The organism is Chromobacterium aquaticum (assembly GCF_021129195.1).
GTDB classification, from domain to species: Bacteria; Pseudomonadota; Gammaproteobacteria; order Burkholderiales; family Chromobacteriaceae; genus Chromobacterium; species Chromobacterium aquaticum.
In genome coordinates this window covers 43,260-69,366 of record NZ_JAJOHW010000108.1, presented here as the reverse complement: position 1 = coordinate 69,366, position 26,107 = coordinate 43,260, and the positions used below count along the sequence as shown (strand labels likewise).

The window sequence follows — 26,107 nt, the reverse complement described above, 5'->3', positions numbered from 1 at the left end:
GTTAAAATGGTCGATTGACCTTTTTGCGGAGTGGGCATGTCTATCCTCGTCTGCGGGGCGCTCGCATACGATACCCTGTTCTCGTTTCACGGCCGGTTCGACAGCCAGATCCTGCCGGATCAGCTGCACAAGATTTCCACCACCTTCCTGGCGCCCACCATGCGCAGGGAGTTTGGCGGCATGGCCGGCAATATCGCCTACAGCCTGTGTTTGCTCGGCGAAACCCCCATCGTCATGGGCGTGGTGGGCGAGGACTTCGAACCGTATCGCCAACATCTGAAACGCGCCGGCGTGGATGACCGCTTCATCCGTCTGATCCGCAAGCAGTATACCTCGCAGTGCTTCGGCATTGCCGACAAGGATGGCAATCAATTGATGGCCTTCCATCCCGGGGCCATGGATTTCGCCACCGAGAATCACGTTGCGGATATTCCGGACCCCATCGAGCTGGCCATTCTGTCGCCTGGTGGCTACACCGCCTTCCTGCAGCACTCCAAGGAGCTGGCCGCGGCCGGTATTCCCTTCATCTTCGATCCGGGTCAGGAACTGCCCTTGCTGTCGCGCGACGAGATCCACGAGATCGTCGAGCTGGCCAGCTATGTGGCGATCAACGACTACGAGAGCGAGCTGATGCGCGAACGCGCCGGCCTGTCGGTGGAGGAGCTGAGCAAGAAGGTGGAGGCGTTGATCGTCACGCGCGGCTCCAAGGGCGCCGAGATCTACGTCGGCGACACCGTGCACCTGATCCCGCGCGTGCAGATGCCGATCAAGCCGGTGGATCCGATGGGCTGCGGCGACGCTTTCCGCGCCGGCCTGCTCTATGGCATCAGCCGCGGCCTGGACTGGAAGATCACCGGCCGCCTGGCCAATGTGATCGGCGCGATCAAGGTGACCACGCCGGGCTGCCAGAACCATTTCTTCGACTGGGACTCGCTGAAGGATTTGTATCAGCAGGCTTACGGAGAACCCTGGCCGTTGTGATGATGCGGCCGCAATGGCCGGATCGCGGCAAGGTGACACTGGAAGGACGCGCGAGCGTCCTTTGCTTTTTGAATGGTCAAAACACAATAAGTCTTGAATTCGCCCCTCGCCACCCCCACCATTAGCGAATTCAATTCGAAAACCCAAGGGGATCTCATGCCGCCCGTTCCGCATCTGGCAACCGCTTTGACCGGCCCGCTTTACGAACTGGAAAGCCGCATCCTGACTGCCCAGCCTCAGATCGAACACTGGTTCCGCAGTCAGTGGCACAACCACGCGGCGCCGTTCTATGGCTCGGTGGACCTGCGCAACAGCGGCTTCAAGCTGGCGCCGGTGGACATGAACCTGTTCCCCGGCGGCCACAACAACCTGAACCGCGATTTCCTGCCGCTGGCGGTGCACGCCGCGCAAAGCGCGGTGGAGAAAGTGTGTCCGGAAGCGCGCAGCATTCTGCTGATTCCGGAAAACCACACCCGCAACACCTTCTACCTGCAGAATATCGCCGCGCTGGTGCATATTTTCGAACAGGCCGGCCTCAAGGTGCGCTTGGGTTCGCTGAATCCGGAAATCACCGAGCCGACCGAGCTGCTATCCGCCAATGGCGACACCGTGCGCCTGGAGCCCATAGAGCGCCGCGGCAACCGCCTGGTGCTGGCGGATGGCTTCAATCCCTGCGTGATCCTGCTGAACAACGATTTGTCCGGCGGCATTCCCGACCTGCTCAAGGGCCTGGAGCAAAACCTGTTGCCGCCGCTGCACGCGGGCTGGGCAGTGCGCCGCAAGAGCAACCACTTCGCCGCCTACGACAAGGTGTGCGAGGACTTCGCGCGCTTGATCTCCATCGATCCCTGGACCATCAATCCCTATTTCGCCAGCTGTAGCGGCCTGGACTTCCACGCCCGCACCGGCGAGGAGCAGCTGGCGGACGAAGTGTCGCGGATGCTGGAGAAAATCCGGATCAAATACCGCGAGTACGGCATAGACAACGAGCCCTTCGTCATCGTCAAGGCCGATGCCGGCACTTACGGCATGGGCGTGATGAGCGTGAAGAGCCCGGACGAGGTGCTGGGCCTGAACCGCAAGGCGCGCAACAAGATGTCGGTGGTCAAGGAAGGCCTGGAGGTGTCCGAGGTCATCGTCCAGGAGGGCGTGTACACCTTCGAAACGGTGGAAGACGCGGTGGCGGAGCCGGTGGTTTACATGATGGACCGCTACGTGACCGGCGGCTTCTACCGCGTGCATACCGGCCGCGGCATAGACGAGAACCTGAACGCGCCCGGCATGCACTTCGTGCCGCTATCGTTCGAGACCGCTTGCCTGCCGGATCGCCAAGGCACGCCGGACTGTGCGCCCAACCGTTTCTACGCCTATGGCGTGATCTCGCGGCTGGCCTTGCTGGCGGCGGCGCTGGAACTGGAAGCCACCGATCCGGACGCGGAGGAATGAAAGCCTGGCTGAGCCTGGCGTTGTTGGCGACGACGGCCTCGGCGGCCGACGACGAGGCCTTGACGCCGCAGGCGCTGGAGGAATTGGTGCAGTGCGCATCGTTCGAGCGCTACCAGGCGCTGCAGCCGGCCTTGCTGGACGTGGTGTTCGACAAGGGGCCGGCCTGGATACGCAAGAGTGAGCAGGCCAGCAGCCTGGGCGTGTATGTCTACGATCTGCAGCGGCCGATCCGGGTGTTCGGCGTGGAGACGACGCGGCTGGCGCTGCACAAGGAGTTCGTGTCGGTGCCGCTGCCGTCCGTTTGGACAATGGCCGAAGCCGCGTCCCGGCTGCGGCTCAAACGCGCGCCTATCCGGGCGACGGAGCAGTATTACCGCTTTGTCGGCAATGACGGGCCGATGTTGTCGGCCTATCAGATGCCGGCCAATCCGATGGCGGCGCTGCTGGGCGCGCCACAGGACGAGCCACTGCGCTATCTGGGCTGCTCCTATAATGGAGCCGGCGAGGAGGCCTTTCTTGCCGTCGCCGCCCAAGCCGATGAGATGATGGAAAAAGCGCGAGGCGATATGGCGCGCATATTGCGCGATACCGCCAAGCCAAGCGAGGACTGACAAGCATGCGTATCTTGTTCATTGCCGATCCGCTGGATCACTTCAAGCTTTACAAGGACACTACCTTCGCGATGATGCAGGAGGCCGCCGCGCGCGGCCACGCCCTGAGCTTCGCCGAGGCGCACCAGTTATCGGTGGAAGGCGGACGCGTGCTGGTGGATGCGCGCGATCTGAGCCTGACTGGTCAGAACGCGGGCGAACATCCCGTCTGGTTCAAGCTGGGCGAGCTGCACCGCCAGCCCTTGCAGGCCTTTAGCGCCGTGGTGATGCGCAAGGACCCGCCGTTCGACATGGAGTACTTGTACGCCTCGCAGTTGTTCACGCTGGCGGAGGCCCAGGGCGCCAAGGTGTTCACCAGCGGCCAGGCCTTGCGTGATTTCAACGAGAAGCTGGCCATTCTGCAATTCCCGGAACTGACCGCGCCGACGCTGATCACCGGCGAATCGCACCGGCTGCGCGCCTTCGTCAATCAGCATCAGGACGTGATCCTGAAGCCGCTGGACAGCATGGGTGGCGATAGCATCTTCCGGGTGCGTCCGGACGACGCCAATCTGTCGGTGATCATTGAAACCATTACCCTGCGCGGCAAGCGCACGGTGATGGCGCAGCGTTATATTCCGGAGATCCGCGACGGCGACAAACGCATCCTGGTAATCGACGGCGAGCCGGTGGACTGGTGCCTGGCGCGGATTCCCGCCGCCGGGGAAACCCGCGGCAACCTGGCGGCAGGCGGCCGCGGCGAGGCGCGGCCGCTGAGCGCGCGCGATCGCGAGATCGCCGAGGCAGTGGGGCCGGAGCTGAAGAAACGCGGCATTCTGCTGGCGGGCCTGGATGTGATCGGCAACTATCTGACCGAGGTCAACGTCACCAGTCCCACCTGCTTCCGCGAGATCATGGATCAGACCGAGATCAATGTCGCCGGCCTGTACATCGACGCGCTGGAGCGGCGCTGCCTGGCGCATTAACACCGATTGCAGCGACCTTTGACACGGCCGGCGGCAATGCCGGCCGTTTTGATTTTTTATTGGCGTCATCTTGGGCTGGCATGCTGGGGCGCCGGTCGTCATCCGACGCCGCTTTGTGCCCCAAGCGCATGGACCTAGCAATGAAAGAAAGCCCATTCAAAGGCAAAACCGGGATCACCCGCCTGATCAACGCCTTCGGCTACTCGCTGGACGGCCTCAAGGCGGCGTTCCGGCATGAGGACGCCTTCCGTCAACTGGTGCTGCTGGCGGTGGTGTTGATCCCGCTGGCCTTCGTCATTCACGCCCAGCCGTTGGAGCGCGCCTTGCTGGTGGCCAGTTCGCTGGCGACGCTGATCATCGAGCTGCTGAACTCCGCGATCGAGGCGGCGGTGGATCATACTTCGCTGGAGCGGCATCCGCTGGCCAAGCGCGCCAAGGACATGGGCAGCGCCGCTCAATTGCTGGGCCTGATCAATCTGGCCGCGGTGTGGAGCCTGGTGCTGTTCGGCTGAAGCGGGTAAGGTGAGCGCTGCCTGAATCAAGAGGAGCCGTCAGATGATGTCGCCAGTGGAATCCGGAGTCGAGGAGTGGGTGCTGAATATGGTGCTCTGGCTCAAGCTGGGCGTGGAAGCGCTGGGCGCGCTGGTGATAGGCATCGGCATCCTGACCCTGGGCCTGCGCTATATCCGCCGCTGCCTGAGCCCGGATCACGCCGATTACAATCAGGTGCGGCTCAGCTTCGCCCGCTTTCTGGCGCTGGCCTTGGAGTTGCAGCTGGCGGCCGACATCCTGTCCACCGCGGTGGCGCCCAGTTGGGATCAGATCGGCAAGTTGGGCGCCATCGCGGTGCTGCGCACCGCGCTCAATTACTTCCTGGGCAGGGAAATCCGTGAAGCCGAGGCGGTGCGTCGGCTCAAGCCGCCGCCGGCCTGAACCGGCCTCTTGCCTGCGCAGTAATAAACAAACAGCCCTGCACGGTTTTCCCATGCAGGGCTGTTGCTTTAAGCGCGGGCGACTTAGCTTGGCTCGGCTTCCTTGCCTTCCGGCGGCGCGATCACCTCGCTATAACCGCATTCCTTCTGCGGGCAGACTTTCTCGGTGCCGCGGCGCTTGGTGGTCTTGATGGTCAGGATCGGCCAGTTGCACTTCGGGCACGGCTCGGCCACCGGCGGGTTCCAAGTGGCGTACTTGCACTTGGGATAGGTATTGCAACTGTAGAACAGCTTGCCGTAGCGGCTCTTGCGCTCGATCAGCTGGCCGGCCTTGCATTCCGGGCATTCCACGCCGGTTTCGCGCGGCTTTTCCAGCGGTTCGATGTGTTTGCACTTCGGATAGTTGGCGCAGCCGATGAACTTGCCGTAACGGCCCTTCTTGATGTGCAATTCACCGCCGCATTCCGGGCAGCTGCGGCCTTCGATCACCGTCGGCGCTTCTGCCTCTTCCGCCGCCTGTTCGGCGGTTTCGCCGATATTGCGGGTGTAATCGCAGTCCGGATAGCCGGTGCAGGCGATGAAGCGGCCGCGCTTGCCGAACTTGATGGACAGCGGCTTGCTGCATTTGGGACAGGCTTCGTCCAGGCTCTCGGTGGTGACCTCGGCGCGGGAAATGCTTTCCTTCTCCGTGATCTGCTTGGAGAAGTTCTTCCAGAAGCTGTCCATCACCGGCACCCACTCGCGCTGGCCGTTGGCCACTTCATCCAGCTGGTTTTCCAGCTTGGCGGTGAAGTTGTAGTCCACGTATTGCGCGAAATGCTCGGTCAGGAATTTGTTGACGATGTCGCCGGTGTCGGTGGGCAGGAAGCGCTTTTTGTCCAGCACCACGTATTCGCGGTCCTTCAGCGTCGAGATGATGCTGGCGTAGGTAGACGGGCGGCCAATGCCGAATTCTTCCAGCGCCTTCACCAGCGATGCTTCCGAATAACGCGGTGGCGGCTGGGTGAAGTGCTGGGTACCGTAGAGCTTGTCCACCGGCAGGGTCTCGCCCTCTTCCAGCAGCGGCAGCTTGGCGTTGTCCTCATCCTCGGCGTCGTCCACGTCTTCTTCATACACGGCGAGGAAGCCGGCAAAGGTCTGCACTTGGCCGGTGGCGCGGAACATGCCTTCGCCGACGGCGATGTCTATGCTGGTGGTGTCGAACTTGGCCGGCGCCATCTGGCAAGCCAGGGTCCGTTTCCAGACCATGTCGTAGAGCTTGAACTGATCGGTGGTCAGGAAGGGCTTGACCATTTCCGGCGTGCGCAGGATGGAAGTGGGGCGGATCGCCTCGTGCGCTTCCTGGGCGTTCTTGGACTTGTTCTTGTAGGCCACCGGGTTCTTCGGCAGGTAGTCGCCGTCGAACTTGAGGCCGATATAGCCGCGGATTTCCTCCACCGCTTCGCCGGCCAGCGCCACCGAGTCGGTACGCATATAGGTGATCAGACCGACGGTGCCCTGGCCGATGTCTATGCCCTCGTACAGCTGCTGCGCGGTACGCATGGTGCGGTCAGTGGTCATGCCCAGCTTGCGCACGGCCTCCTGCTGCAGTGTGGAGGTGGTGAACGGCGCGGCGGGGCTGCGCGATTTCTTTTTCTTCTCGATGCTGCTGACCACCGCCGGGTGGCCTTCCAAGCGCGCCAGTATGCCGGCCTGCTCGGCCTCATTGGGTATGTCGAATTGTTCCAGCTTCTTGCCGGCCATTGTGGTCAGCTTGGCGCCGAACTTGGTGCGGCCCTTGTGGCTGTCCAGATGCACCGACCAGTACTCCTGCTCGACGAAGGCGCGGATTTCGTTCTCGCGCTCGCAGATCAGCCGCAGCGCCGGGCTCTGCACGCGGCCGGCGGACAGGCCGCGGCGGATCTTCTTCCACAGCAGCGGCGACAGGTTGAAGCCCACCAGGTAGTCCAGCGCGCGGCGGGTCTGCTGCGCGTCCACCAGGTTCTGCGCGATTTCGCGCGGGTTCTGGATCGCTTCCAGCACCGCGTTCTTGGTGATCTCGTGGAACACCACGCGTTGGGCGGTCTTGTTCTTCAGCAGTTTCTTGCTGTTCAGGATCTGCACCAGATGCCAGGAAATGGCTTCGCCTTCGCGGTCCGGGTCAGTTGCCAGATAGATGTGTTCGGCGTCGCCCACCGCCTTGACGATGGCGTCGACATGCTTGCTGTTGCGCGCGATCAACTGGTATTTCATCGCGAACCCTTTTTCCGGGTCCACCGCGCCGTTCTTGGGCACCAGATCGCGCACATGGCCGTAGGAGGCCAGGACTTCAAAGTCCGGGCCTAGGTATTTCTTCAGCGTTTTCGCCTTGGACGGCGATTCGACGATCAAGAGACTGGTGGGCATATTATCTTTTCAATTGTTTGCAAGCGCCGGCGCGCCGGCTGATCCGTCGGGCTTCGCAAGCCTGCCGTCGCGGCATGGCTTTGAGCCTCTGCGTGGTGCTGCGTTCCCGTCGACCGTGCGGGAATGTCCGTTCGGAAAAATCGCGTCGACAGAAAATATATTCGTCAAATAAAACAAGAGCGCAAGAGCGCTCTTTGGTTCGGGTGCCAGCCGAGACAAGCAAGGGCGGCATGTTAAGCCCGGCCCAGACGCCTGACAAGTCATTGCATGGTGGGTTCGCCATGCACGGCATCCAGCAGCGCCTCTCCCAGCAGAATGGGCAGCTCCGCCTGTTGCGCCCACAACACCATCAAGGCCACCAGCTTGGCGCTGCCTACGTTGATATCGTCGGCGGGCAGGTCCATCAGCCGGTCTATCACCATTTCGCGCTGCGCCGGCGTCAAGGCGCCGTGGTCTTCCAGAAACTGCAGCAGGCCGCGCACGTCTGCGGGCAGGTGTTCCACCTCGTCTTCGGCGTAGACGCGGATGCCGCTGGCCTCGTTGGCGCCGAGATAGCCGCTGTCGTCCAGGCCGCTGACGCCGTCCAGCCAGTCCAGCGCGTCGTTGATCTCCTCGTCTTCGAAACCGGCGGCTTCCAGCTGGCGCATCAGCACGCCGCGGTCGCCAAAGGCTTCCGGATCGCGGAATTGTTCAAACAGGAAGGCGAGTACGTCAAACATCAATCTGTCTTTATCAAAATGCGGGTTAGCGCGGTTCAGCCCGATTTCAGGCGTTGAAAAAGCCCGCCGGGATGGCTGGCCACCAGGCCGGCCAGCTCAAGTTCGAGCAGCATCGCGTAAAGCTCCCCCACAGTCAACCCGAGCGTGGTTGAAAGTGCATCGATACTGATGGGGTCGAATCCCATGGCTTCAAGCAGCGGCGATTCCGCGGCGACAGCCGCCGGCTGGGCGCGGGGAGGCTGGCGTTGCAGGCGGCCCACTTCGTCCAGCACGTCGTCCACGGTTTCCACCAGCTTGGCGCCGTCCTTGATCAGGCGGTGGCAGCCGCGCGATTGCGGATTGTGAATGGAGCCGGGGATGGCCATCACTTCGCGGTTGTTCTCCATCGCCAGCCGCGCGGTGATCAGCGAGCCGGAGCCGGTGTTGGCCTCGGCCACCAGGCAGCCGCGGCTGAGCCCGGCGATGATGCGGTTGCGGCGCGGGAAATGGCCGGCCAGCGGCCCCATGCCCAGCGCGAACTCGGACAGGATCAACCCTTCCTCGGCGATGCGGTGCGCCAGCTGGCGGTTGCCGGCCGGGTAGACGCGGTCTATGCCGGTGCCGACCACGGCGATGGTGGAGGCCGGCTGGGTCAGCGCGCCGTGGTGGGCGGCGGCGTCGATGCCACTGGCCATGCCGCTGACGATGCAAAAGCCGTGCTCGGCCAATTCGCTAGCGAAGCTTTCCGCGTTCTGCCGGCCCTGCGGTGTGGCTGCGCGGCTGCCGACGATGGCCAGCATGGGTTGGGCCAGCAGTTCGCGTCGACCGCGGGCGAACAGCAGCGGCGGCGGCGAGCCGGATTCGGCCAACTGCGGCGGATAGTCGTCATCCAGCAAGGACACCAGTTGGCAGCCAGGGGTTTGCGCCCATTGCTGCGCGGAGTCGGCGGCGGCTTCGGCCTCGCGGCCGCGCAGCGCGGCGGCGGCTTCTTTGCCGATCAGGGGCTCGGTCTGGCGGCTGTTGGCGTCCAGCGCGGCGGCGGCGCTGCCGAAGGCGTCGATCAGCCGCAGAAAGCCGGCCGGACCGATGCCGGGGGTCAGCGCCAGCAACAGCCAGTCGTGCGGAGGCTGCGTCATTCTTGCTCGGGACTGGCCACGCCGTCGCCGACATAGATCGGGCCGGTGCTATCGAGAACCAGCGCGTAGGAGACTTTGTCGAACACGCGGTAGACGAAGGCATTGCCGGCGCGCTCCGCCGGCAATGCCACCGTGCGCTTGCCTTGCTCGTCCTTGATTTCCAGTGGGCGGCCCTTTTTGAACAGACCGAACACATGGCCGTTTTCAACTCCCTGCGCGCTGCCCAGATTGAGTACAATAGTGGAGTATTGCGCCGCGCCGTCCACGCCGTTGTAGATTGAGACCACTTTGCCGCTCATCTGCGCGCTGGCCGGGTGTGGCGCGTAATTGTTGAAATTCTGGCGCGGCGCGCGCATCAGGCGATCGCCGACCATGATTTCCTCGCTGGTATTCCTGACCTTGAGCGTCTGGACTTCGCCTTGCGCCTTGTCGGCAACCAGGTCGCCGCTATACGTGGCTTCTATGCCCAGCACCTGTTTGCTGTCCGGGTCCAGCAGCGGTTTGCCCAGGCGGTAGGCCTGCCAGGTGCCGGCCTCGGTGATGCCGGTGGCGTAGACCCGGTCGCCGGTGGTGACGCTGATGCGTTCTTCCGGGCCGGCGATCAGCTTGGGCGCTTGCATGAATTGCGCCATGTCCACCACCAGCGGGCGCTTGAGAAAGGGCTCGATCGCGGAAGCCGGGATGCTGGCCACCGCCAGGTCCTGGGCTTCGATGCGCGCCTGCGGCGACAGCTTGACCTCGCGTTGCGCGCCCCTGGCCAGCGACAAGCGCGGCTGGCCGTCCACATAGTCCAGCGCCAGCACATCGCCAGGATAAATCCAGTGCGGGTTCTTGATGTCGCTCTGGTTCATCCGCCACAGTTGCGGCCATTTCCACGGGCTGCTCAGATAGCGTCCGGAAATGCTCCACAGCGTGTCGCCGCGCACCACGGTGTATGTGCCGGGCGCGTCCGGTTTCAGCTTGAGACCGGCGGAAAAGGCCGGCGCGGCCAGGCCGATGGCCAAGGCGAGGGATATAATGCTTTTACGCATGGGAAATGCCCCAATATAAGGTGAGCGGACACCTGCGGGAGTGGCCCGCTTGCAAGGAATCGCGTGTCGAACATGTCTATTATCGGCGTGCTGATCGCGATACGACAACTTGATGAGTGATTGAAACGATGGGGAGTCATTAAATCCGATGGCATTGTTGAATATTTTGCATTACCCGGACGAGCGGCTGCACACCGTGGCCAAGCCGCTGGAGGTCTTCGACGAGGCCTTGCAGACCCAGATCGACAATATGTTCGAGACCATGTACGAAGCCAAGGGCATCGGACTGGCCGCGACCCAGGTCGATTTCCACCACCGCCTGGTGGTGATGGACATTTCCGAGGAGCGGAACGAGCGTCGCGTGTTCATCAACCCGGAAATCCTGCAGAAGGACGGCGAGACCGTGTACGAGGAGGGGTGCTTGTCTGTGCCCGGCATCTACGACAAGGTGACCCGCGCCGAGCGCGTCAAGGTGCGCGCGCTGGACCGCAACGGCAAGCCGTTCGAACTGGAAGCAGACGGCCTGCTGGCGATCTGCATCCAGCACGAGATCGATCACCTGGACGGCAAGGTATTCGTCGAATACCTGTCCCAGATGAAGCAGACCCGCATCAAGACCAAGCTGAAAAAGCGTGAAAAACAGAATATGTGATGGACGCGCCATCGGCGCTCCGTCCGGAATGGTTTGAATGAAATTGATCTTTGCCGGTACGCCGGAGTTTGCCGCCGCAGCGCTGCGAGAGCTGATCGCCGCCGGCCATGAAATCGCCCTGGTGCTGACCCAGCCGGACCGTCCGGCCGGCCGCGGCATGAAATTGAAACCCAGCCCGGTCAAGGCCGTCGCGCTGGAGCACGGCCTGCGCGTGGAACAGCCGGTGTCGCTGCGCAACGAGGAAGCGCAGCAGATGCTGCGCGATGTCGGCGCCGAGCTGATGGTGGTGGCCGCTTATGGCCTGATCCTGCCGCAGGCGGTGCTGGACATCCCGGCGCGCGGCTGTCTGAACATCCACGCCTCGCTGTTGCCGCGCTGGCGCGGCGCCGCGCCGATTCAGCGCGCCATCCTGGCCGGCGACGCCGAAACCGGTATCACCATCATGCAGATGGACGTGGGCCTGGACACCGGCGACATGCTGTCCATCCATCCGGTGGCCATCGCCGCCGATGAAACCGCCGCCACGCTGCATGACAAGCTGGCGGAGGAGGGCGCGCGCGCCATCGTCTCCACGCTGGCCGGGCTGGACGCCATTCAGCCGCGCAAGCAGCCGGAAGCGGGCGTCACCTACGCGCAGAAGCTGAACAAGGCCGAGGCCTTGGTGGATTGGAGCCTGCCGGCGCAGGACGTGGCGCGGGCGATCCGCGCCTACAACCCGGCGCCCGGCGCGCATACCTTGCTGGCCGGCGAGCCGCTGAAACTGTGGATGGCCAGCGCTGAAGCCGGCGAAGCCGAACCGGGCGTGATCGTCGCCGCGGACGCTGACGGCGTGCTGGTGGGCTGTGGCGCTGGCCTGGTGCGCTTGAGCGTGCTGCAGGCGGCGGGCGGCAAGCGGCTGGCCGCGCGCGATTTCGTCGCCGGCCGCGGCCATTTGCCGGGTGTGCGCCTGGGGGTGTGAACGGATTGATGGACAAGGAGTGAAAGGCAGCGAGCGATGACGGACAACTGGTTCAAAACCACTTTGCTGATGGCGGCGATCCTGGCGCTGTTCGCCGTGATCGGCGGCATGATAGGCGGCAAGAGCGGCATGATCCTGGCCCTGCTGTTCGGTGGGGCGATGAATGTGTTCGCCTGGTGGAATTCCGACCAAATGGTGCTGCGCATGTACAACGCGCAGGAAGTGGACGCCCAGAGCGCGCCGGAATTCTACGGCATGGTGGCGGAACTGGCGCAGCGCGCCGGCCTGCCGATGCCGCGCGTCTACGTGATCCACGAAGAGCAGCCCAACGCCTTCGCCACCGGTCGCAGCCCGGAGCACGCGGCGGTGGCCGCCACCAGCGGCATCATGCGCATGCTGGATTACCGCGAGCTGCGCGGGGTGATGGCGCACGAACTGGCTCATGTCCAGCACCGCGACACCTTGATTTCCACCATCTCCGCCACCATGGCCGGCGCGATTTCGGCGCTGGCCAACTTCGCCATGTTCTTTGGCGGTCGCGATGAGAACGGCCAGCCGGTGGGTTTGCTGCCGCGCCTGGCCATCGCCCTGCTGGCGCCGCTGGCGGCCAGTCTGATCCAGATGGCGATTTCGCGCGCGCGAGAATTCGAGGCCGACCGTGGCGGCGCCGAGATTTCCGGCGATCCGCTGGCGCTGGCGTCCGCATTGCAGAAGATCGAGTATTACGCCCAGGGCATCGTGATGCCCACCGCCGAGGCGCATCCGGAAACCGCGCAGATGATGATCATCAATCCGCTGTCCGGCGGCGGCGGGATGGGCGATCTGTTCCGCACCCATCCGCAGACAGCTGATCGCATCGAACGGCTGCAAGCGATGGCGCGCGGCGTATATTAATTGAAGAGCGTCGCGCGGCCGCCGCGCCGCGATGACCGCGCAAGGCCAATGCCGACCGGCATTGGCCTGTTTGTTATGTCGTTATAGAAGGCACCCATGCATCATATTCAGCAATTGGCCGCCAACATCCTGTTGCGCGTCGAGTCCGGAACCAATCTGACCGAGGCCTTGGCCGAAGCCCAGCGCAAGGCGCCCGATCTGAGCCCGTCCGAGCGCGGCGCGCTGCAGGATCTGAGCTATGGCAGCCTGCGCCACTTGGCGCGGCTGCGCTTTTATCTGCGCCAATTGGTGGCCAAGCCCTTGCCCGAGCCGGTGCTGGAGCGGGTGTTGATCGTGGCCTTCTATCAATTGCTGCATACCCGCGCCGCCGAGTACGCGGTGGTGAACGAGGCGGTGACCCTGGCCGGGCGGCTGGCCAAGGGTAATTTCAAGGGCCTGGTCAACGGAGTGCTGCGCAACTTCCTGCGTCAGCGCGCGGCGCTGGAACGAGCGGCGGAAAAAGACCTTGAAGCCAGCTTCAATCATCCGCTGTGGTGGGTGAAGGGCTTGCAGCGTGCCTATCCCGATGCTTGGCGCGCCATCCTGGACGCCGACAACAGCCATCCGCCGATGACCTTGCGCGTCAACCGCCGCCATGGCGACGCCGCGGCCTATCTGGAGCGGCTGCGCGCGGCCGGCCTGGACGGCGAGGCGCTGGACGGCGGCTCGATCAAGCTGGCGCGGCCGGTGAATGTGCGCGAGCTGCCCGGCTTCGCCGACGGCGACGTGTCGGTGCAGGACTGGGGCGCGCAGCAGGCCGCGCATTGGCTGGACCTGCGCGCCGGCCAGCGCGTGCTGGATGCTTGCGCCGCGCCCGGCGGCAAGACCGGCCACATTCTGGAGAGCGCCGATGTCAGCGTGACCGCGCTGGACATCGACGAGCAGCGGCTGCAGCGCGTGGCGGACAATCTGGAGCGCATCGGCGCCACCGCCCGGCTGCATGTCGCCGACGCCGGCCAGCCGGACGGCTGGTGGGACGGCCAGCCCTTCGACCGCATTCTCGCCGATGTGCCGTGTTCCGCCAGCGGCGTGGCGCGCCGCCATCCGGACATCAAGTGGCTGCGTCGCCCGGGCGACTTTGCCGCGCTGGGCGTGCAGCAGGCGGCGATTGCCGACGCGCTGTGGCCTTTGCTCGCCTCCGGCGGCAAAATGCTTTACGCTACGTGCTCCATTTTCCCCGAAGAGAATCAGCAACAGCTCGACTCCTTCCTGAACCGCCACGCGGACGCCGCGTGCCTGAAGCAGGAGCAGTTGCTTCCTTGTGAGCGTCATGACGGCTTTTATTACGCGTTGCTTGAAAAACATTAGCCTGCTGCTGTGTTTGCTGGCCGGCCTCGCCATGGCGGCGCAGGCCGAGACCATCAGCTCGCGGCGGGCCGAGGCGGAAGTGACGGCGGACGGCCAGCTGTCCGTCAGCACTCGCTTTCAGACGCGCTTGACGCCCAGTCTCAGCGATGCGCTGGAGCAAGGCGTGGTGTTGCCGTTCCGGCTGGAGTTCCAACTGACCAAGCCGCGGCTGACCGCTTACTATCTGAATTTCAGCGAATGGTTCGATCCGCACGCCCAGCTTGGCTTCAAGCTGTCCTACCAGTCCTTGACCAATCGCTACCGGGTCACCATCGGCGGACTGTCCAATTTCTATCCCACATTGCGCGAGGCGCTGGGCGCCGTGGGCGCGATCCAGGGCTGGCGCGTGCTCAATAACGGCACGCTGGACCCGCGCGCGCCGGGGCGCGTGGCCGGTCAGGTGCGGCTGCTGCTGGATATCGGCGAACTGCCCAAGCCCTTCCAGCTGAACGCGCTGGGTTCGGCGGACTGGTCGCTGTCATCCGACTGGGTCAAGCTGGACGTAAAGGATGGCAGCTGATGCGCTACGCGGTTGTCGCGCTGGCGACGCTGGGCGCCATCCTGCTCTATTTGCTGGCGCTGGCCACTGGCAACGCCTCCAAGCTTAACGATTACTACTGGTGGGTGTTCGGCCTGAACGGCCTTTTGCTCGCCACGCTGCTGGGCGTGGTGGCGCGCCAGTTGCTGCGCTTGCGCCAGCGGGTGCGCGACCGGGTGTTCGGCGCCAAGCTGACCCAGAAGCTGGTGATGATGTTCGCGGTGGTGGCCCTGGTGCCCGGCATCCTGGTGTTCACCGTCTCCGCCCAGTTCCTGACCCGCAGCATTGAGAGCTGGTTCGATGTGCGCGTCGAATCGGCGCTGGACCGCAGCCTGGGGCTGGCGCGCAATTCGCTGCACTATGTGCAGGAAGATCTGAGCCGGCGTGCGCGCTCGGTGCAGGACGAGATCGAGTCCTTGCCGGAAGGGCTGCTGCCGGCGCGGCTGGAGCGGCTGCGCGAGCAATTGGGATTGCGCGAGCTTGCTGTCTATAGCCGCAGCGGCCAGCTGCTGGCCTTTGCCGGCGGCCTCAGCGAGCGAGTGCCTCCTTCCTTGGGGCGCGACAGCATAGCCAAGCTCAGGCCGCGTCAAACTCTGGACAGTTTCGAGAACGACGGCGGCAGCGGCCTGGTGCTGAAATCACTGCTGATCTATCGCAATCTGGACAGCCAGCAGCGCGTGCTGCAGGCCTTGCAATCGGCGCCGGGCAGCATTGCCCAGGACGCCGAACAGATCGAGACCGCGCGCGCGGAATACCGGCAACTGCTGCTGGGGCGCGAGGGCCTGACCACCTTCTATATGCTGACGCTGGCCTTGTCCGCGCTGCTGGCGCTGACCGCGGCGCTGGCCTTCGCCTTATTCCTGTCCGAGCGGCTGTCGGCGCCGCTGTCCGAACTGGCCGCCGGCACCCGGGCGGTGGCGCAGGGCGACTTTTCCAAGCGCCATCCGGTATACCGCCGCGATGAACTGGGCATGCTGACCACGCTGTTCAACCGCATGACGCAGCAGCTGGAGGACGCGCGCCACGCCGCCGACCTGAGCCGCAGCGAGCTGGAAAGCAGCAAGCTTTACCTGGAAAGCATCCTGGCCAACCTGAGCGCCGGCGTGATCGCCTTCGGCGCCGACTGGCAGCTGCGCGCGGCCAATACCAGCGCTTCGCGCATTCTGGGCGTGGATTTCGCCGAGGTGTCCGACCGCGATTTTCCGCACTGGGCCACCACGATTCCGGCGGTGGCGCCGTTGGTGGAGTGCGTGCTGGAGTATGCGTCCAAGAACAGCGACAGCGATTGGAAAACCCAGCTCAGCTATCTGACGGTGCAGGGCGAGCGCACCTTGCTGGTGCGCGGCGCACATTTGCCGGAAGCGTCGGCGGACGGCTATGTGGTGGTGTTCGACGACATTACCGAACTGGCGCGCGCCCAGCGCGACGCGGCCTGGGGCGAGGTGGCCAAGCGGCTGGCGCACGAGATCCGCAATCCGCTGACGCCGATTCAATTGTCGGCGGAACGGCTGGCGATGAAGTTGCAGGACAAGCTGGCCGGCGCCGATTCCGACATGCTGCGCCGCTCCACCGATACCATCATCAAGCAGGTGGGCGCGCTCAAGGCCATGGTCGACGCCTTCCGCGATTACGCGCGCGCGCCGCGCACCAAGTTGACCGAATTGGACCTGAATCAAGTGGTGCGGGAGGTGATGGCTCTTTACGAATCCAACTCTGCTGTTAAGATGGCGCTTGATGAAAGGCCGTTGATGATCATGGCGGATGCGGCATTGTTGCGCCAAGTTTTACATAACCTGATTCAGAACGCGCAAGATGCGGTCCTTGACGTTGACATCCCGATGATTCAAATTAGCAGCCGAAAAGAAGAAGGCTATGCGCTCGTTAGCGTGGAGGATAATGGTCCGGGCTTTGCTCCGGAGATCCTGCAACGCGTGTTCGAACCCTATGTGACTAGCAAGACCAAGGGCACCGGTCTTGGCCTGGCGGTGGTCAAGAAGATTCTTGAAGACCACCACGGGCAGATCAAAGTGGGCAATCTCGAACCGAACGGCGCGCGCATCCTTCTCTCCCTGCCATTGCTGGAGGCCTAATGCGTAGCAGCGATATTTTGATTGTTGACGACGAAATCGGTATCCGTGAATTACTCTCCGAGATACTGCAGGACGAGGGGTATACCGTTGCGTTGGCGGAAAACGCCGAGGTGGCCAGACAGCTGCGCAACCAGACGCGTCCGGCGTTGGTGTTGCTGGACATCTGGATGCCGGATTGCGACGGCGTGACGCTGCTCAAGGAGTGGGCCAAGTCCGGCCAGCTGAACATGCCGGTGGTGATGATGTCCGGCCATGCCAGCATCGACACCGCGGTGGAAGCCACTCGCATCGGCGCGTTCGACTTCCTGGAGAAGCCGATCGCGCTGCAAAAGTTGCTGACCACGGTGCAGCGCGCGTTGAAGTATGGCGACATGCAGGCCAATACCTCGCTGAACCTGGACAAGCTGGGCCGCAGCGAGCCGATCCAGGAGTTGAAGCGGCAACTGGAACGCGTGGCCAAGGTCAAGTCTCCGGTGTTGCTGACCGGCGAACCTGGCTCCGGCTTCGAGCTGGTGGCGCGCTTTTTCCACCAGGGAAATACGCCGTGGGTGACGCCGGCCAAGCAGGAGCAATTGGCGGACGCGCCGCTGGAGCTGCTGCAAAAGGCGAATAACGGCGTGTTGTTCCTGCCGGAGATCGGCCAGTACGGCCGCCGCGTGCAGCAAGGCCTGCTGTTCCTGCTGTCCAAGCTGGACCGTTTCAATGTGCGGCTGCTGTGTTCCTGCAGCCGTCCCTTGCAGGAATTGCTGGTCGATCCCGAGTGCGACAACCGGCTGCTGACCGCCTTGTCCAGCGTGATCGTGCCGATTCCGCCGCTGCGCGAGCATTCCGAGGACATCATCTTCATCGCCGAGCAAATCCTGACCGAGCTGGTGGAGTCCAAGCAGGTGCCGGCGCGCAAACTGACCACCGCCGCGCTCAACGCGCTGCGTCAGTATGACTGGCCGGGCAATCTGGAGCAGCTGCGCAGCATCATCAAGAGCCTGGCGCTGACGTCGGAGTCCGACGAGGTGGATGCCGGCGAGGTCAACAAGGTGCTGGCGCAGTTCCGCCACGAGAAGCCGGTGGAGGAGTCCGGTTTCGACTTCAATATGCCGCTGCGCGAACTGCGTGAGCAGTTGGAGCGGCGCTACTTCGAGTACCATATCTCGCTGGAGAACGGCAATATGAGCCGGGTGGCGCAGAAGGTGGGCCTGGAGCGCACCCATCTGTACCGCAAGCTCAAGCAGCTGGGCATCAAGTTCGCCCGCAAGACGGTGGAAGAATAAGTCCGCGTTTCAGCTTTGAACATAAGGCCAGCCAGCATACGGCTGGCCTTATGCTTTTGGGCGATGGCGTGGTGGCTACGTTCGGATTAGGCTGGAAAGATGATGGAACTCAACGACGAAGCGCTATTGCGCTATAGCCGGCATATCCTGCTGCCGGAAATCGATATCGCAGGCCAGCAGCGCTTGGGCCAGGCGCGGGCGCTGATCGTCGGCGCCGGCGGATTGGGTTCGCCGGTGGCGTTGTACCTGGCCAGCGCCGGCGTAGGGCAGATCAGCATCGCCGACGACGATGTGGTGGAGCTGTCCAATCTACAGCGCCAGATTATTCACCACAGTGATAGCCTCGGATGTTTGAAGGCGGAGTCCGCCGCCGAGCGCATGCGCGCGATCAACCCCGAAGTGACGGTAACGCCGCTGGCGCGGCGTTTGGGCCCAGAGGAGCTGGCGCAGTTGGCCGCCGACCACGAGCTGGTGCTGGATTGCAGCGATAATTTCGCCACCCGCCACGCGGTGAACCGCGCCTGCGTCGCCGCCGGCACGCCGCTGGTGTCCGGCGCCGCGGTGCGTTTTTCCGGGCAGTTGGCGGTGTTCGATCCGCGCGACGCGGCGTCTCCCTGCTACCACTGTCTGTTCCCTGACGAGGGCGAGGCCGGCGATGGGCCGTGCGCGACTTTCGGCGTGCTGTCGCCGCTGGTGGGGGTGATAGGCAGCTTGCAGGCAGTGGAGGCGGTCAAGCTATTGGCTGGCATCGCGCCGCGGCTGGGTTGGCTGACGCTTTACGATGGGCTGGCTGGCGAGTTCCGCCAGATCCGGGTGCCGCGTGATCCCACTTGCGCGGTGTGCGCCACGCGATGAAAAACGCCCCGGCTGACCGGGGCGTTGGTTTTGGCGGCGGCGAGCGGGCTCACAGATGCTGCTGCACCAGCGCGCGCACTTCCTTGAAGTCCATCACGCCGACGTAGCGCTTGATGATCTTGCCCTGTTTGTCGATCAGGAAGGTGGTCGGCGCCAGCTGGATGTCGCCGAAGGCCTTGGCGATCTCGCCATTGCCGTCCAGCGCGACAAAGAAGGGCAATTGATATTTGTCGACGAAGCTCTTTACGTAATTGGGCGGATCGTAGCTCAGCGCCACCGCGATGGTTTCCAAGCCCTTGCCGGCGAACTCCTGATGCATCTTCTTGATTTCCGGCATCTCTTCCACGCAGCCCGGGCAGCTGGTGGCCCAGAAGTTGACCAGCACCACCTTGCCCTTCAGCGACTCGGTGCTGGCGGTCTGGCCGCTGAGCGAGGTATAGCTGACCTGCGGCGCCGGCGTGCCGGCGAACAGCGTCATATAGCCGATGACGGCGAGCAGAGCGACGCCAAGCAGCGCGAGCAGAGCTTTCTTCATTTCCTTGTCCTGCGGGTAAGGTCCGGGCGCGGCCCGGACGGTTCATGCCATGATGATCAGGCTTGTTCGGCCAGCATCTGTTCGAGGAGTTCCTTCAGTTTGCCATCCAGCGCCACCGCCTTGCCCTGTTTGGCGTCAAAGACGGCGAAAGTGACATCGGCCTCGGCCACCAGTTTGCCGCTGCCGGCCAGCGTCACGCGCTGGTGCATCACCGCGCTGCGGGTGCCTATCGATTTCACGCCGGTGTCGATCTGCAGTTCGTCGCCCATGGTGGCCGGGTAGCGGTAATCGATATTGATGTTGACGACGACCAGGGCCAGGCCCGATTGCAGGAACCAGGGCAGGTCGCCGCGGCTTTCGAAGTAATTCCAGCGCGCCTCTTCCAGGAACTCAAGGTAGCGGGCATTGTTGACATGGCCGTACAGGTCCAGGTGATAGCCGCGCACTTTGATCTTGGTATTGTGCTGCATGATGGTGTTTCCCCCCTTGGGTGTTGGTGGCGGCGCCGATGAGCGCCGCCGTTTCTCCGTGTTATTCGCCCAGTTCCAGCGGCACGAAAGCTTCGCGCTCCAGCGGCTCGTCGACCAGGTCGGTGACGATGGAGTGGATTTCCACCGCGAACCATTGCTGGAACAGCTCCAGTGTCAATGCCCCGGGCCACATGCCATCGTCATCGCACCAGTCGGATAGTTCGGCTTCGAACAATTGCTGGTAGCGTTCGAGGATGAAGGTCTGGGCATCGGTGTAATCCTCCGCCGGCGGGATCAGCAGCGCGTTGCAATCCTGACCCAGCTGGTCCAGCGACATGCCGCCGTCCAAGCCGCCGGGCAGTTGTTGCAGCCAGGCGTGGAAGGGCGCCAATGGGCGGATCAGGGCGATGCTGCGGTTGACTTCGTACATGGAGATTCCTTGATGATGTGTCAGCGACTGGATAATTGATTGTCGCGGGTGAAGACGAATTTCTGACGGATGCGCTGCGAGCTGTATTGCTGCGCGAGCGAGGCCGGGAACGGCGGATAGGGCGCGGCCAGTTCGACGATGCGGCGGGCGGCGTCATCGAGCACATCGAAACCGGAACTGCGCAGCACGCGGACTTCGCGCAGGCCGCCGTCGGCTGCAATCAGCACTTCCAGCGTGACCGCGCCGTGAATATTCTGACGGCGCGCGGTTTCCGGATAATTGAGGTTGCCGATGCGCTCCACTTTCAGCCGCCAGTCTTCCTGGTAGCGGGCCCAGGGGTAGCCGCGCGCGCTTTCCGCCAGCCGGCCTTGCTTGCCGCCACTTTCCTGCTGCTGGTCGGCCAGTCCGCTGTCGCCCAATTGCCGGCTCAGGTCGCCGACTTGCGCCAGCAGGCTGCCGGCGCTGACGTGGCCGACGTTGCCGGATTGCGCTGGCGGCAGCGCAGGTTTTTTGCCGGTGTCCGGTGGCCGGGTAATGGTCTGCTGTCGCGGCGAGGCGTCGGCGGGTTCGGGAGTGCCGGGATCCACTGGCGCGGCCGGCGGTTTGGCGCGGTGGCTAGCCAGCCGGTCGGTTTGCGCGCTGTTGCCGGCGCCCAGATTGTTTTGTTCCGCCAGTCGGCGGGTCTTGGGCACGGTCCGGCTGGGCGCCTGGTTCAATTGCACATTGATGATCTGGACCGAGGCCGGCGCCGGCGGGCTCGAGCGCGGCCGGATTTCCAGGCTGAACAGCAGCGCATGAACCAGCAGCGAGGCAAACAGCGTCGTGGCCAAGGGCAGCATGGCTGCGTTGGACGACGAGGGCGAAAGCGGACTAGTGGACATGGTGGCTGATCTTTTACCGGGTAGGCGGAGCGCCGACAGATGCCGCCGCAGGCGGGGCGCGCGCTGCTGAAAGTGTAGCACGATGGCAAGCAAAAACGCCGCGTGGAGCGCGGCGTCGGGCAGAGGGCGTTGCGGCCTATTATTTTTCCAGCAGGCTGCGCAGCATCCAGGCGGTTTTTTCATGCACTTGCAGGCGCTGGGTCAGCAAGTCGGCGCTGGGCTCGTCGCCGGCGCGGTCAACCACGGCGAAAATGCTGCGCGCGGTGCGACATACGGTTTCATGGCCGTCCACCAACTGGCGGATCATTTCCTCAGCCTTGGGCGGGGTGCCGGCGGCTTCCGGGATCGCGGTCAGCTTGGCGTAGTCGGCGTAGCTGCCCGGCGCGTGGTGGCCCAGCGCGCGGATGCGCTCGGCCACGGCGTCCACCGCCAGCGCCAGCTCGTTGTACTGGGTTTCGAACATCAGGTGCAGGGTGTTGAACATCGGCCCGGTGACGTTCCAGTGAAAATTGTGAGTCTTCAAGTACAGGGTGTAGGTGTCGGCCAGCAGGCGGGACAAGCCGTGGGCGATTTCCTGGCGGTCTTGTTCGTTGATTCCAATATCCATCGCGATATCCTCATAAGTGAAGGGAGAGCGGAGGCCGCGGCCGGCGGTGCCGACGCGGCGGCTTTTCGACTACACTCTCCCGTTTTGCGGGAAAAAGATCATGAAACCCTGGCTGGACTGCAGTAAGGGCACAGTCCGTCTTAGCTTGCATGTTCAGCCCGGCGCCAAGAAGACCGAGGCGGCGGGCGAACACGGCGATTGCCTGAAAATACGTTTGGCGGCGCCGCCGGTGGACGGCAAGGCCAATGCTGCGCTGCTGGCTTGGCTGGCGCAACGCTTCGCCGTGGCCAAACGCGACGTTCAACTGCTGTCCGGCGACAAGAGCCGGCACAAGGTGGTGTTGATTCAGTTCACGGCAACCGACGAGGAGGTCTTGCGGCTGCTGGGCATTCAATGAAGACGCCGGTCCGCCGGAGTTTCCTTGTCCACCCGAGTGTATTCACCGTCGATCACGTCATTATCGGCGGAGCTGTGGCCGCCGCCAGCGGCCCCACGAGCGTTGACGGCAATGTTGGGGCCTTTGAAGGGCAATAGCAACAGCACTGCGGCCAGGTCGCTGATGACGCCTGGAATCAGGAACAGCACGCCGGCCAGCAAGTAGCGCAGCGGCCAAAGCAGGGAATACAGCGATACGCGCTCGCCTTGGCGCATCACGCTGCCCAGCGTGAACAGGGCGCCGATTTGCTGGTTGCGCAGCATCCATAGCCCCAGCAGCGAAGACAGCACGACGAAGACGAAGACGGCGAGTCCGCCAAAGCGGTCCGCCAGCGCCACCAGGGCGGCGATTTCTGCGAAGGGGTACAGCAATAACAGGATGAGGAATGTGCGCATGAGCGAGCTGAGTATCCGGTAAGTGGGTGATCGCGATCCGGCGTTTGCGGTCGCCGCCTGATCCCTTGTTATACACATGGGTATGGTCCGGCGACTTTACAAGTCGGGATCTGGCTTATCGTTCGGGCTTAGATGGTTCTTCCTCGTTTTCGGTTCCTGCCGGCTTGAGGTTTTTCGCCGCGTGCCAACGTCATTCATGTAAAAAAAAATGCAAAAACCCGTTGACGACCCTGAACTGTTTCATTATAGTTGCGCTCTCTCTTGGGTCGTTAGCTCAGCTGGTAGAGCAGCGGACTTTTAATCCGTTGGTCGCAGGTTCGAATCCCGCACGACCCACCAGTTTCCGATACCGGAAATTGCCAGGAGTTTTGTTAGAGGGTCGTTAGCTCAGCTGGTAGAGCAGCGGACTTTTAATCCGTTGGTCGCAGGTTCGAATCCCGCACGACCCACCACTCAAAACTTTCTGCGCATACTGGATCGGGTCGTTAGCTCAGCTGGTAGAGCAGCGGACTTTTAATCCGTTGGTCGCAGGTTCGAATCCCGCACGACCCACCAATTTACAGCAATCAGGCCAGTTCGCAAGAACTGGCCTTTTTGTTTTTCGCTGTTCTCCTCGTGTTTCCCCTCTCTGATTAGCGTTGATCGGCCGTCGTGGCGCGCCTTTCTCTCGAGCATGCCGTCGTTATGGTAAATTTGATAATGATTGTAAGAATCATTCGCATTATAATGGCGAGTTAATCGCCTCATCCCGGCGCCCTCGCCGCCGCGCGCAGGCGCCGGGTTCGCATCAAACAGGAAACACGAGCATGACTACCGTTGTCGAGAAAACCCGCACCCAGGATCTGAAAGCCCGCACCCACGAAACCCACGACGCGCTGGACCAGCGCATCATGGCGAATCAGCCGTTCGCCACCCGTGAAAACTACGCGCGCTTCCTGTTGGCGCAATACCGCTTCCTGCGCGATGCAGACGCGCTGTACGACAACCCCGAGCTGGCCCGCCTGTTCCCGGATCTGGCCGAGCGCCGCCGTTACGACAGTATCGCCGCCGATCTGCGGGACCTGGACCGGCCGCTGCCGGAATTGCGCGAAGCGCCGATCAGCAGCACGCTGGACGTGGCCAGCGCGATGGGCTGGCTCTACGTGGTGGAAGGCTCCAAGCTGGGCGCGGCCATTCTGTACAAGCTGGCCGGCAAATTGGGCCTGGACGAGAATTGCGGCGCCCGCCACCTGGCTGGCCATCCGGATGGCCGCGCCCGCCACTGGCGCGCGTTCACCGCCGCGTTGGACGGCCTGCTGCTGGATGAGGCGGCCGAGCAACGCGTCACCGCCGGCGCCGTGGCCGCTTTCGCCTGCATGAACAGCCACCTGGACCAGGTGTACGCTTGAGCGGGCGAGCGCGGCACCCGGCGGTGCGCTGGCTGTATCTGTGCGCCGGCATGCTGATGCTGGCGCTGGGCGTGATAGGCGCCTTGCTGCCGGTGATGCCGACCACGATCTTTCTGATCCTGGCGCTGGCCTGTTTCAGCAAATCGTCCCCGCGGCTGGAGCAGCGTTTGCTCACGCATCCGCGCTACGGCCCGGCGCTGCGGCTTTGGCGCGAGCAGCGCGTGGTGCCGGTCAAGGCCAAGTGGTTCGCCGGCCTGGGCATGGGCGCGGGGTTCGCCGCCCTGCTGTTGGCGCGGCCGCCGCATTGGGTGCCGTGGCTGGTCGGGGCGATCGAGCTGAGCGTCCTGCTCTACCTGCTGTCGCGGCCATCGCGCGCCGTCGGCTGAGCGTCGGGATTTAGCCAAAATCCGGTGGCCGCGTTAAGCTTGCGTCGTTGAAACCGAAAAACGGGAGCTGAGATGAAAGTGAACGGAATCGCCGCGGCGCTGGCGGGCTTGCTATTGTCGATGCCGGCGCTGGCGCAGACGGCGGATGAGCAATTGCTGGCGGCGCAGATGTATTACCAGCAGGTACGCGGTGCGCAACAGAAAGCCGATGCGCGCTTGACGCAGGCGGAGACGGACAAGGCCAAAGCCGAGCAGCGGCTGGCGGATGCCCAGGCTGGGCTGAGTGGCGCGAATACCGAACTGGAGGCGGCCAAGACCGCTCAAGCGGCGGCGGCGCAGGCTAGCGAGGCGGCCACCAAGGCCTTGAACGAGGCTTGGCAGCGCAAGGAAGGCGGCCAATAACAGCGGCCTTAGGCTTGTTGTGAGAAGCTTCGCGGCGCCAAGTCTTATTCACCGCGCAGTTGGCGATAGCGGCTGAGGTCGTTCTGGGTTTTCTGGCGAAAAGCCGCCAGTTCCTGTTGCTTGACGGTAATCTGCTTGGCCAGATCCTGTTGTTCGGCCTGCAGCACTTTCAGATTGCGCAGGCTGTTTTGCGGCGGCGCTTGCTTGTTGCGCTGGCTTTGCGCGATGTCTTGCTGGGTATTGCGGACTTGCATCGCCAGTCCTTGAGCGCGCAGCTGCAGCGCGTCCAGCGCACTTTGCAGCACGGCCTGCTGCTTGGCGCGCTCGGCTTGCAGCTGTTGCAGGCTGGCGTAGCTTTCCACCAGCGCGTTGTCGCGGCGGGTGTTTTCCAAGCGTTGGACGTCGTGTTGTTTTTGCGCGGCCTCGGCGGCTTCGCGCGCCTGGCGCGCGGCGGGGCTTTCCGCCGGCTTGGTGACGGTGCCCTGCTTGGAGAGCTCGGCGACGCCCTGCTGCTGGCTCTGCAGCGGCGGGGAGTCGCTGTAATGAACCTTGCCGGACTCGTCCACCCACTTGTAGAGGCCGCCGGCATTGGCGGCGGTTCCCAGCAGCAGTAGCAGTCCGGCAAGCGTTTTCATCAGTCGTTGACTCCGTATTGCGCCCGGTAGGCGCGCACCGCGTCCAGGTGCGCCGCCAGTTCCGGGCTGTGTTCCAGGAAGCCGAGCAGGTCTTTCAGCGTGGCGATGGCGATGACCGGCAGGCCATGCTGCTGAGCGACTTCCTGCACCGCGGACAACTCACCGCTGCCGCGCTCCATGCGGTCCAGCGCGATGGCCACTCCGGCCGGTTCGGCGCCAGCGGCGCGGATCAGCTGCACCGATTCACGCACCGAGGTGCCGGCCGAGATCACATCGTCTATGATCAGCACCTTGCCTTGCAGCGGCGCCCCCACCAGGGTGCCGCCTTCGCCATGGTCCTTGGCTTCCTTGCGGTTGTAGGCGAAGGGCAGGTTGCGGCCTTGCTCGGCCATGGCCATGCACGCGCCAGCGGCCAGGATGATGCCTTTATAGGCCGGGCCGAACAGCATGTCGAACTGCAGGCCGTTTTCCAGTATCGACTTGGCGTAGAAGCGGGACAAGTGCAAAGTGGACAGACCGTCGTTGAACAGGCCGGCATTGAAGAAGTAGGGAGACTTGCGGCCGGCCTTGGTGATGAACTCGCCAAACTTCAAAACCTGCTTGTCGAGCGCAAAACGAATAAAATCCTGACGGAAATCGCTCATCATTACTCCTTATTAACTGTTAACTGTTTGAACGGCTGAAAAAATTGCCGGCAAGCATATCACGGGAGACTC

The 26,107-nt window shown here is 63.5% G+C and carries 30 protein-coding genes and 3 tRNA genes; 21 read left to right on the top strand and 12 right to left on the bottom strand.

Going from position 1 to position 26,107, the window contains the following annotated elements:
- The first annotated feature begins 36 nt into the window (after positions 1–36).
- The 6 genes from LQT98_RS16995 to LQT98_RS16970 all read left to right on the top strand — a co-directional run bounded on the left by LQT98_RS16995 (position 37) and on the right by LQT98_RS16970 (position 4,936).
- Complete coding sequence (locus LQT98_RS16995) at positions 37–981, top strand: carbohydrate kinase family protein (protein ID WP_048408306.1); 945 nt, start codon at positions 37–39, stop codon at positions 979–981.
- 156 nt (positions 982–1,137) lie between these two features.
- The gene (gshA, locus tag LQT98_RS16990) at positions 1,138–2,427 is read left to right on the top strand and encodes a glutamate--cysteine ligase (protein ID WP_048408305.1); all 1,290 of its coding nucleotides are present in this window, start codon (positions 1,138–1,140) and stop codon (positions 2,425–2,427) included.
- Positions 2,424–3,038 carry a hypothetical protein gene (locus LQT98_RS16985; protein ID WP_231463744.1) on the top strand — a complete coding sequence of 205 codons (615 nt, stop codon included), beginning with the start codon at positions 2,424–2,426 and terminating at the stop codon, positions 3,036–3,038. The genes gshA and LQT98_RS16985 overlap by 4 nt, the downstream gene beginning before the upstream one ends.
- Before the next feature lie 5 nt (positions 3,039–3,043).
- Complete coding sequence (gshB, locus tag LQT98_RS16980; protein WP_231463742.1) at positions 3,044–4,003, top strand: glutathione synthase; 960 nt, start codon at positions 3,044–3,046, stop codon at positions 4,001–4,003.
- Positions 4,004–4,143: 140 nt separating this feature from the next.
- Positions 4,144–4,515 (top strand): diacylglycerol kinase, encoded by a 372-nt coding sequence (locus LQT98_RS16975; protein WP_374421975.1) that lies wholly within the window; start codon positions 4,144–4,146, stop codon positions 4,513–4,515.
- Positions 4,516–4,558: 43 nt separating this feature from the next.
- The gene (locus LQT98_RS16970; protein WP_231463738.1) at positions 4,559–4,936 is read left to right on the top strand and encodes a DUF1622 domain-containing protein; all 378 of its coding nucleotides are present in this window, start codon (positions 4,559–4,561) and stop codon (positions 4,934–4,936) included.
- 83 nt (positions 4,937–5,019) lie between these two features.
- Here LQT98_RS16970 and topA read toward each other — a convergent pair whose 3' ends face one another.
- The 4 genes from topA to LQT98_RS16950 all read right to left on the bottom strand — a co-directional run bounded on the left by topA (position 5,020) and on the right by LQT98_RS16950 (position 10,185).
- Positions 5,020–7,320 (bottom strand): type I DNA topoisomerase, encoded by a 2,301-nt coding sequence (topA, locus tag LQT98_RS16965; protein ID WP_231463736.1) that lies wholly within the window; start codon positions 7,318–7,320, stop codon positions 5,020–5,022.
- Between the two features lie 260 nt (positions 7,321–7,580).
- Positions 7,581–8,039 carry a DUF494 family protein gene (locus LQT98_RS16960; protein ID WP_048408299.1) on the bottom strand — a complete coding sequence of 153 codons (459 nt, stop codon included), beginning with the start codon at positions 8,037–8,039 and terminating at the stop codon, positions 7,581–7,583.
- A gap of 35 nt (positions 8,040–8,074) precedes the next feature.
- Positions 8,075–9,154 carry a DNA-processing protein DprA gene (gene dprA, locus LQT98_RS16955; RefSeq protein WP_231463734.1) on the bottom strand — a complete coding sequence of 360 codons (1,080 nt, stop codon included), beginning with the start codon at positions 9,152–9,154 and terminating at the stop codon, positions 8,075–8,077.
- Positions 9,151–10,185 (bottom strand): LysM peptidoglycan-binding domain-containing protein, encoded by a 1,035-nt coding sequence (locus LQT98_RS16950; protein ID WP_231463731.1) that lies wholly within the window; start codon positions 10,183–10,185, stop codon positions 9,151–9,153. Before LQT98_RS16950 ends, dprA begins: the two co-directional genes overlap by 4 nt.
- Positions 10,186–10,333: 148 nt before the next feature.
- Between LQT98_RS16950 and def the strand changes: the two genes are divergently transcribed.
- From def to LQT98_RS16910, 8 genes are all read left to right on the top strand, one after another.
- Positions 10,334–10,837: a peptide deformylase gene (def, locus tag LQT98_RS16945; protein WP_231463729.1), complete on the top strand. Its 504-nt coding sequence runs from the start codon at positions 10,334–10,336 to the stop codon at positions 10,835–10,837.
- Positions 10,838–10,874: 37 nt separating this feature from the next.
- Entirely contained in the window at positions 10,875–11,795 is a 921-nt protein-coding gene (gene fmt / locus LQT98_RS16940; protein WP_231463727.1) for a methionyl-tRNA formyltransferase, read from the top strand.
- A 36-nt stretch (positions 11,796–11,831) separates the two neighbouring features.
- Positions 11,832–12,689: a zinc metalloprotease HtpX gene (htpX, locus tag LQT98_RS16935; protein WP_043635619.1), complete on the top strand. Its 858-nt coding sequence runs from the start codon at positions 11,832–11,834 to the stop codon at positions 12,687–12,689.
- 96 nt (positions 12,690–12,785) lie between these two features.
- Positions 12,786–14,036: a 16S rRNA (cytosine(967)-C(5))-methyltransferase RsmB gene (gene rsmB, locus LQT98_RS16930; protein WP_231463725.1), complete on the top strand. Its 1,251-nt coding sequence runs from the start codon at positions 12,786–12,788 to the stop codon at positions 14,034–14,036.
- Positions 14,023–14,595, top strand: coding sequence for a DUF4390 domain-containing protein (locus LQT98_RS16925; protein ID WP_231463722.1), 573 nt, complete (start codon positions 14,023–14,025; stop codon positions 14,593–14,595). The genes rsmB and LQT98_RS16925 overlap by 14 nt, the downstream gene beginning before the upstream one ends.
- Positions 14,595–16,703, top strand: coding sequence for a sensor histidine kinase (locus tag LQT98_RS16920; RefSeq protein ID WP_231463720.1), 2,109 nt, complete (start codon positions 14,595–14,597; stop codon positions 16,701–16,703). The genes LQT98_RS16925 and LQT98_RS16920 overlap by 1 nt, the downstream gene beginning before the upstream one ends.
- The gene (locus tag LQT98_RS16915; RefSeq protein ID WP_019100015.1) at positions 16,703–17,971 is read left to right on the top strand and encodes a sigma-54-dependent transcriptional regulator; all 1,269 of its coding nucleotides are present in this window, start codon (positions 16,703–16,705) and stop codon (positions 17,969–17,971) included. Before LQT98_RS16920 ends, LQT98_RS16915 begins: the two co-directional genes overlap by 1 nt.
- 99 nt (positions 17,972–18,070) lie before the next feature.
- The gene (locus tag LQT98_RS16910; RefSeq protein ID WP_231463718.1) at positions 18,071–18,826 is read left to right on the top strand and encodes a HesA/MoeB/ThiF family protein; all 756 of its coding nucleotides are present in this window, start codon (positions 18,071–18,073) and stop codon (positions 18,824–18,826) included.
- Between the two features lie 49 nt (positions 18,827–18,875).
- On the opposite strand, the gene LQT98_RS16905 is transcribed toward LQT98_RS16910, so the two are convergent.
- The 5 genes from LQT98_RS16905 to LQT98_RS16885 all read right to left on the bottom strand — a co-directional run bounded on the left by LQT98_RS16905 (position 18,876) and on the right by LQT98_RS16885 (position 21,749).
- Positions 18,876–19,361 carry a TlpA disulfide reductase family protein gene (locus LQT98_RS16905; RefSeq protein ID WP_048408290.1) on the bottom strand — a complete coding sequence of 162 codons (486 nt, stop codon included), beginning with the start codon at positions 19,359–19,361 and terminating at the stop codon, positions 18,876–18,878.
- Between the two features lie 56 nt (positions 19,362–19,417).
- Positions 19,418–19,831: an acyl-CoA thioesterase gene (locus LQT98_RS16900; protein WP_048408289.1), complete on the bottom strand. Its 414-nt coding sequence runs from the start codon at positions 19,829–19,831 to the stop codon at positions 19,418–19,420.
- A 61-nt stretch (positions 19,832–19,892) separates the two neighbouring features.
- Positions 19,893–20,261 (bottom strand): VacJ, encoded by a 369-nt coding sequence (locus LQT98_RS16895; RefSeq protein WP_231463716.1) that lies wholly within the window; start codon positions 20,259–20,261, stop codon positions 19,893–19,895.
- A 20-nt stretch (positions 20,262–20,281) separates the two neighbouring features.
- Entirely contained in the window at positions 20,282–21,142 is an 861-nt protein-coding gene (locus LQT98_RS16890) for an energy transducer TonB (RefSeq protein ID WP_048408287.1), read from the bottom strand.
- Between the two features lie 139 nt (positions 21,143–21,281).
- Positions 21,282–21,749 carry a Dps family protein gene (locus LQT98_RS16885; RefSeq protein ID WP_048408286.1) on the bottom strand — a complete coding sequence of 156 codons (468 nt, stop codon included), beginning with the start codon at positions 21,747–21,749 and terminating at the stop codon, positions 21,282–21,284.
- A 100-nt stretch (positions 21,750–21,849) separates the two neighbouring features.
- Between LQT98_RS16885 and LQT98_RS16880 the strand changes: the two genes are divergently transcribed.
- Positions 21,850–22,146, top strand: coding sequence for a DUF167 domain-containing protein (locus LQT98_RS16880; RefSeq protein ID WP_048408285.1), 297 nt, complete (start codon positions 21,850–21,852; stop codon positions 22,144–22,146).
- Here LQT98_RS16880 and LQT98_RS16875 read toward each other — a convergent pair.
- Positions 22,140–22,580, bottom strand: coding sequence for an FxsA family protein (locus tag LQT98_RS16875; protein WP_231463714.1), 441 nt, complete (start codon positions 22,578–22,580; stop codon positions 22,140–22,142). The two genes, LQT98_RS16880 and LQT98_RS16875, sit on opposite strands and share 7 nt — an antisense overlap.
- A 263-nt stretch (positions 22,581–22,843) precedes the next feature.
- Between LQT98_RS16875 and LQT98_RS16870 the strand changes: the two genes are divergently transcribed.
- The 6 genes from LQT98_RS16870 to LQT98_RS16845 all read left to right on the top strand — a co-directional run bounded on the left by LQT98_RS16870 (position 22,844) and on the right by LQT98_RS16845 (position 24,756).
- Positions 22,844–22,919: transfer RNA gene (locus LQT98_RS16870), tRNA-Lys, on the top strand.
- A gap of 37 nt (positions 22,920–22,956) precedes the next feature.
- A tRNA-Lys gene (locus LQT98_RS16865) sits at positions 22,957–23,032 on the top strand.
- Positions 23,033–23,059: 27 nt separating this feature from the next.
- Positions 23,060–23,135, top strand: a tRNA-Lys gene (locus LQT98_RS16860).
- 251 nt (positions 23,136–23,386) lie between these two features.
- Entirely contained in the window at positions 23,387–23,968 is a 582-nt protein-coding gene (locus LQT98_RS16855; protein WP_231463712.1) for a biliverdin-producing heme oxygenase, read from the top strand.
- Positions 23,965–24,354, top strand: a complete 390-nt coding sequence (locus LQT98_RS16850; protein ID WP_231463710.1) for a YbaN family protein — start codon at positions 23,965–23,967, stop codon at positions 24,352–24,354. The genes LQT98_RS16855 and LQT98_RS16850 overlap by 4 nt, the downstream gene beginning before the upstream one ends.
- Before the next feature lie 72 nt (positions 24,355–24,426).
- Positions 24,427–24,756 (top strand): hypothetical protein, encoded by a 330-nt coding sequence (locus tag LQT98_RS16845; protein WP_048408282.1) that lies wholly within the window; start codon positions 24,427–24,429, stop codon positions 24,754–24,756.
- A 44-nt stretch (positions 24,757–24,800) separates the two neighbouring features.
- Here LQT98_RS16845 and LQT98_RS16840 read toward each other — a convergent pair whose 3' ends face one another.
- Both LQT98_RS16840 and pyrE read right to left on the bottom strand, forming a co-directional pair.
- A complete protein-coding gene (locus LQT98_RS16840) occupies positions 24,801–25,391 on the bottom strand; it encodes a DUF4124 domain-containing protein (protein ID WP_048408281.1) in 591 nt (196 codons plus the stop codon).
- Positions 25,391–26,035 carry an orotate phosphoribosyltransferase gene (gene pyrE, locus LQT98_RS16835; protein WP_231463708.1) on the bottom strand — a complete coding sequence of 215 codons (645 nt, stop codon included), beginning with the start codon at positions 26,033–26,035 and terminating at the stop codon, positions 25,391–25,393. Before pyrE ends, LQT98_RS16840 begins: the two co-directional genes overlap by 1 nt.
- Between the last annotated feature and the right edge of the window lie 72 nt (positions 26,036–26,107).

Bases quoted from the DNA above. Each gene is read 5' to 3' on its own strand.
- def (WP_231463729.1), top strand. From the start codon at position 10,334: ATGGCATTGTTGAATATTTTGCATTACCCGGACGAGCGGCTGCACACC.
- LQT98_RS16905 (WP_048408290.1), bottom strand. From the start codon at position 19,361: ATGAAGAAAGCTCTGCTCGCGCTGCTTGGCGTCGCTCTGCTCGCCGTC.
- LQT98_RS16985 (WP_231463744.1), top strand. From the start codon at position 2,424: ATGAAAGCCTGGCTGAGCCTGGCGTTGTTGGCGACGACGGCCTCGGCG.
- LQT98_RS16920 (WP_231463720.1), top strand. From the start codon at position 14,595: ATGCGCTACGCGGTTGTCGCGCTGGCGACGCTGGGCGCCATCCTGCTC.
- LQT98_RS16960 (WP_048408299.1), bottom strand. From the start codon at position 8,039: ATGTTTGACGTACTCGCCTTCCTGTTTGAACAATTCCGCGATCCGGAA.
- LQT98_RS16900 (WP_048408289.1), bottom strand. From the start codon at position 19,831: ATGCAGCACAATACCAAGATCAAAGTGCGCGGCTATCACCTGGACCTG.
- gshA (WP_048408305.1), top strand. From the start codon at position 1,138: ATGCCGCCCGTTCCGCATCTGGCAACCGCTTTGACCGGCCCGCTTTAC.
- fmt (WP_231463727.1), top strand. From the start codon at position 10,875: ATGAAATTGATCTTTGCCGGTACGCCGGAGTTTGCCGCCGCAGCGCTG.
- dprA (WP_231463734.1), bottom strand. From the start codon at position 9,154: ATGACGCAGCCTCCGCACGACTGGCTGTTGCTGGCGCTGACCCCCGGC.
- pyrE (WP_231463708.1), bottom strand. From the start codon at position 26,035: ATGAGCGATTTCCGTCAGGATTTTATTCGTTTTGCGCTCGACAAGCAG.
- LQT98_RS16910 (WP_231463718.1), top strand. From the start codon at position 18,071: ATGATGGAACTCAACGACGAAGCGCTATTGCGCTATAGCCGGCATATC.
- rsmB (WP_231463725.1), top strand. From the start codon at position 12,786: ATGCATCATATTCAGCAATTGGCCGCCAACATCCTGTTGCGCGTCGAG.
- LQT98_RS16915 (WP_019100015.1), top strand. From the start codon at position 16,703: ATGCGTAGCAGCGATATTTTGATTGTTGACGACGAAATCGGTATCCGT.
- LQT98_RS16950 (WP_231463731.1), bottom strand. From the start codon at position 10,185: ATGCGTAAAAGCATTATATCCCTCGCCTTGGCCATCGGCCTGGCCGCG.
- LQT98_RS16975 (WP_374421975.1), top strand. From the start codon at position 4,144: ATGAAAGAAAGCCCATTCAAAGGCAAAACCGGGATCACCCGCCTGATC.
- LQT98_RS16880 (WP_048408285.1), top strand. From the start codon at position 21,850: ATGAAACCCTGGCTGGACTGCAGTAAGGGCACAGTCCGTCTTAGCTTG.
- LQT98_RS16890 (WP_048408287.1), bottom strand. From the start codon at position 21,142: ATGTCCACTAGTCCGCTTTCGCCCTCGTCGTCCAACGCAGCCATGCTG.
- htpX (WP_043635619.1), top strand. From the start codon at position 11,832: ATGACGGACAACTGGTTCAAAACCACTTTGCTGATGGCGGCGATCCTG.
- gshB (WP_231463742.1), top strand. From the start codon at position 3,044: ATGCGTATCTTGTTCATTGCCGATCCGCTGGATCACTTCAAGCTTTAC.
- LQT98_RS16885 (WP_048408286.1), bottom strand. From the start codon at position 21,749: ATGGATATTGGAATCAACGAACAAGACCGCCAGGAAATCGCCCACGGC.
- LQT98_RS16840 (WP_048408281.1), bottom strand. From the start codon at position 25,391: ATGAAAACGCTTGCCGGACTGCTACTGCTGCTGGGAACCGCCGCCAAT.
- LQT98_RS16995 (WP_048408306.1), top strand. From the start codon at position 37: ATGTCTATCCTCGTCTGCGGGGCGCTCGCATACGATACCCTGTTCTCG.
- LQT98_RS16845 (WP_048408282.1), top strand. From the start codon at position 24,427: ATGAAAGTGAACGGAATCGCCGCGGCGCTGGCGGGCTTGCTATTGTCG.
- LQT98_RS16875 (WP_231463714.1), bottom strand. From the start codon at position 22,580: ATGCGCACATTCCTCATCCTGTTATTGCTGTACCCCTTCGCAGAAATC.
- topA (WP_231463736.1), bottom strand. From the start codon at position 7,320: ATGCCCACCAGTCTCTTGATCGTCGAATCGCCGTCCAAGGCGAAAACG.
- LQT98_RS16970 (WP_231463738.1), top strand. From the start codon at position 4,559: ATGATGTCGCCAGTGGAATCCGGAGTCGAGGAGTGGGTGCTGAATATG.
- LQT98_RS16855 (WP_231463712.1), top strand. From the start codon at position 23,387: ATGACTACCGTTGTCGAGAAAACCCGCACCCAGGATCTGAAAGCCCGC.
- LQT98_RS16895 (WP_231463716.1), bottom strand. From the start codon at position 20,261: ATGTACGAAGTCAACCGCAGCATCGCCCTGATCCGCCCATTGGCGCCC.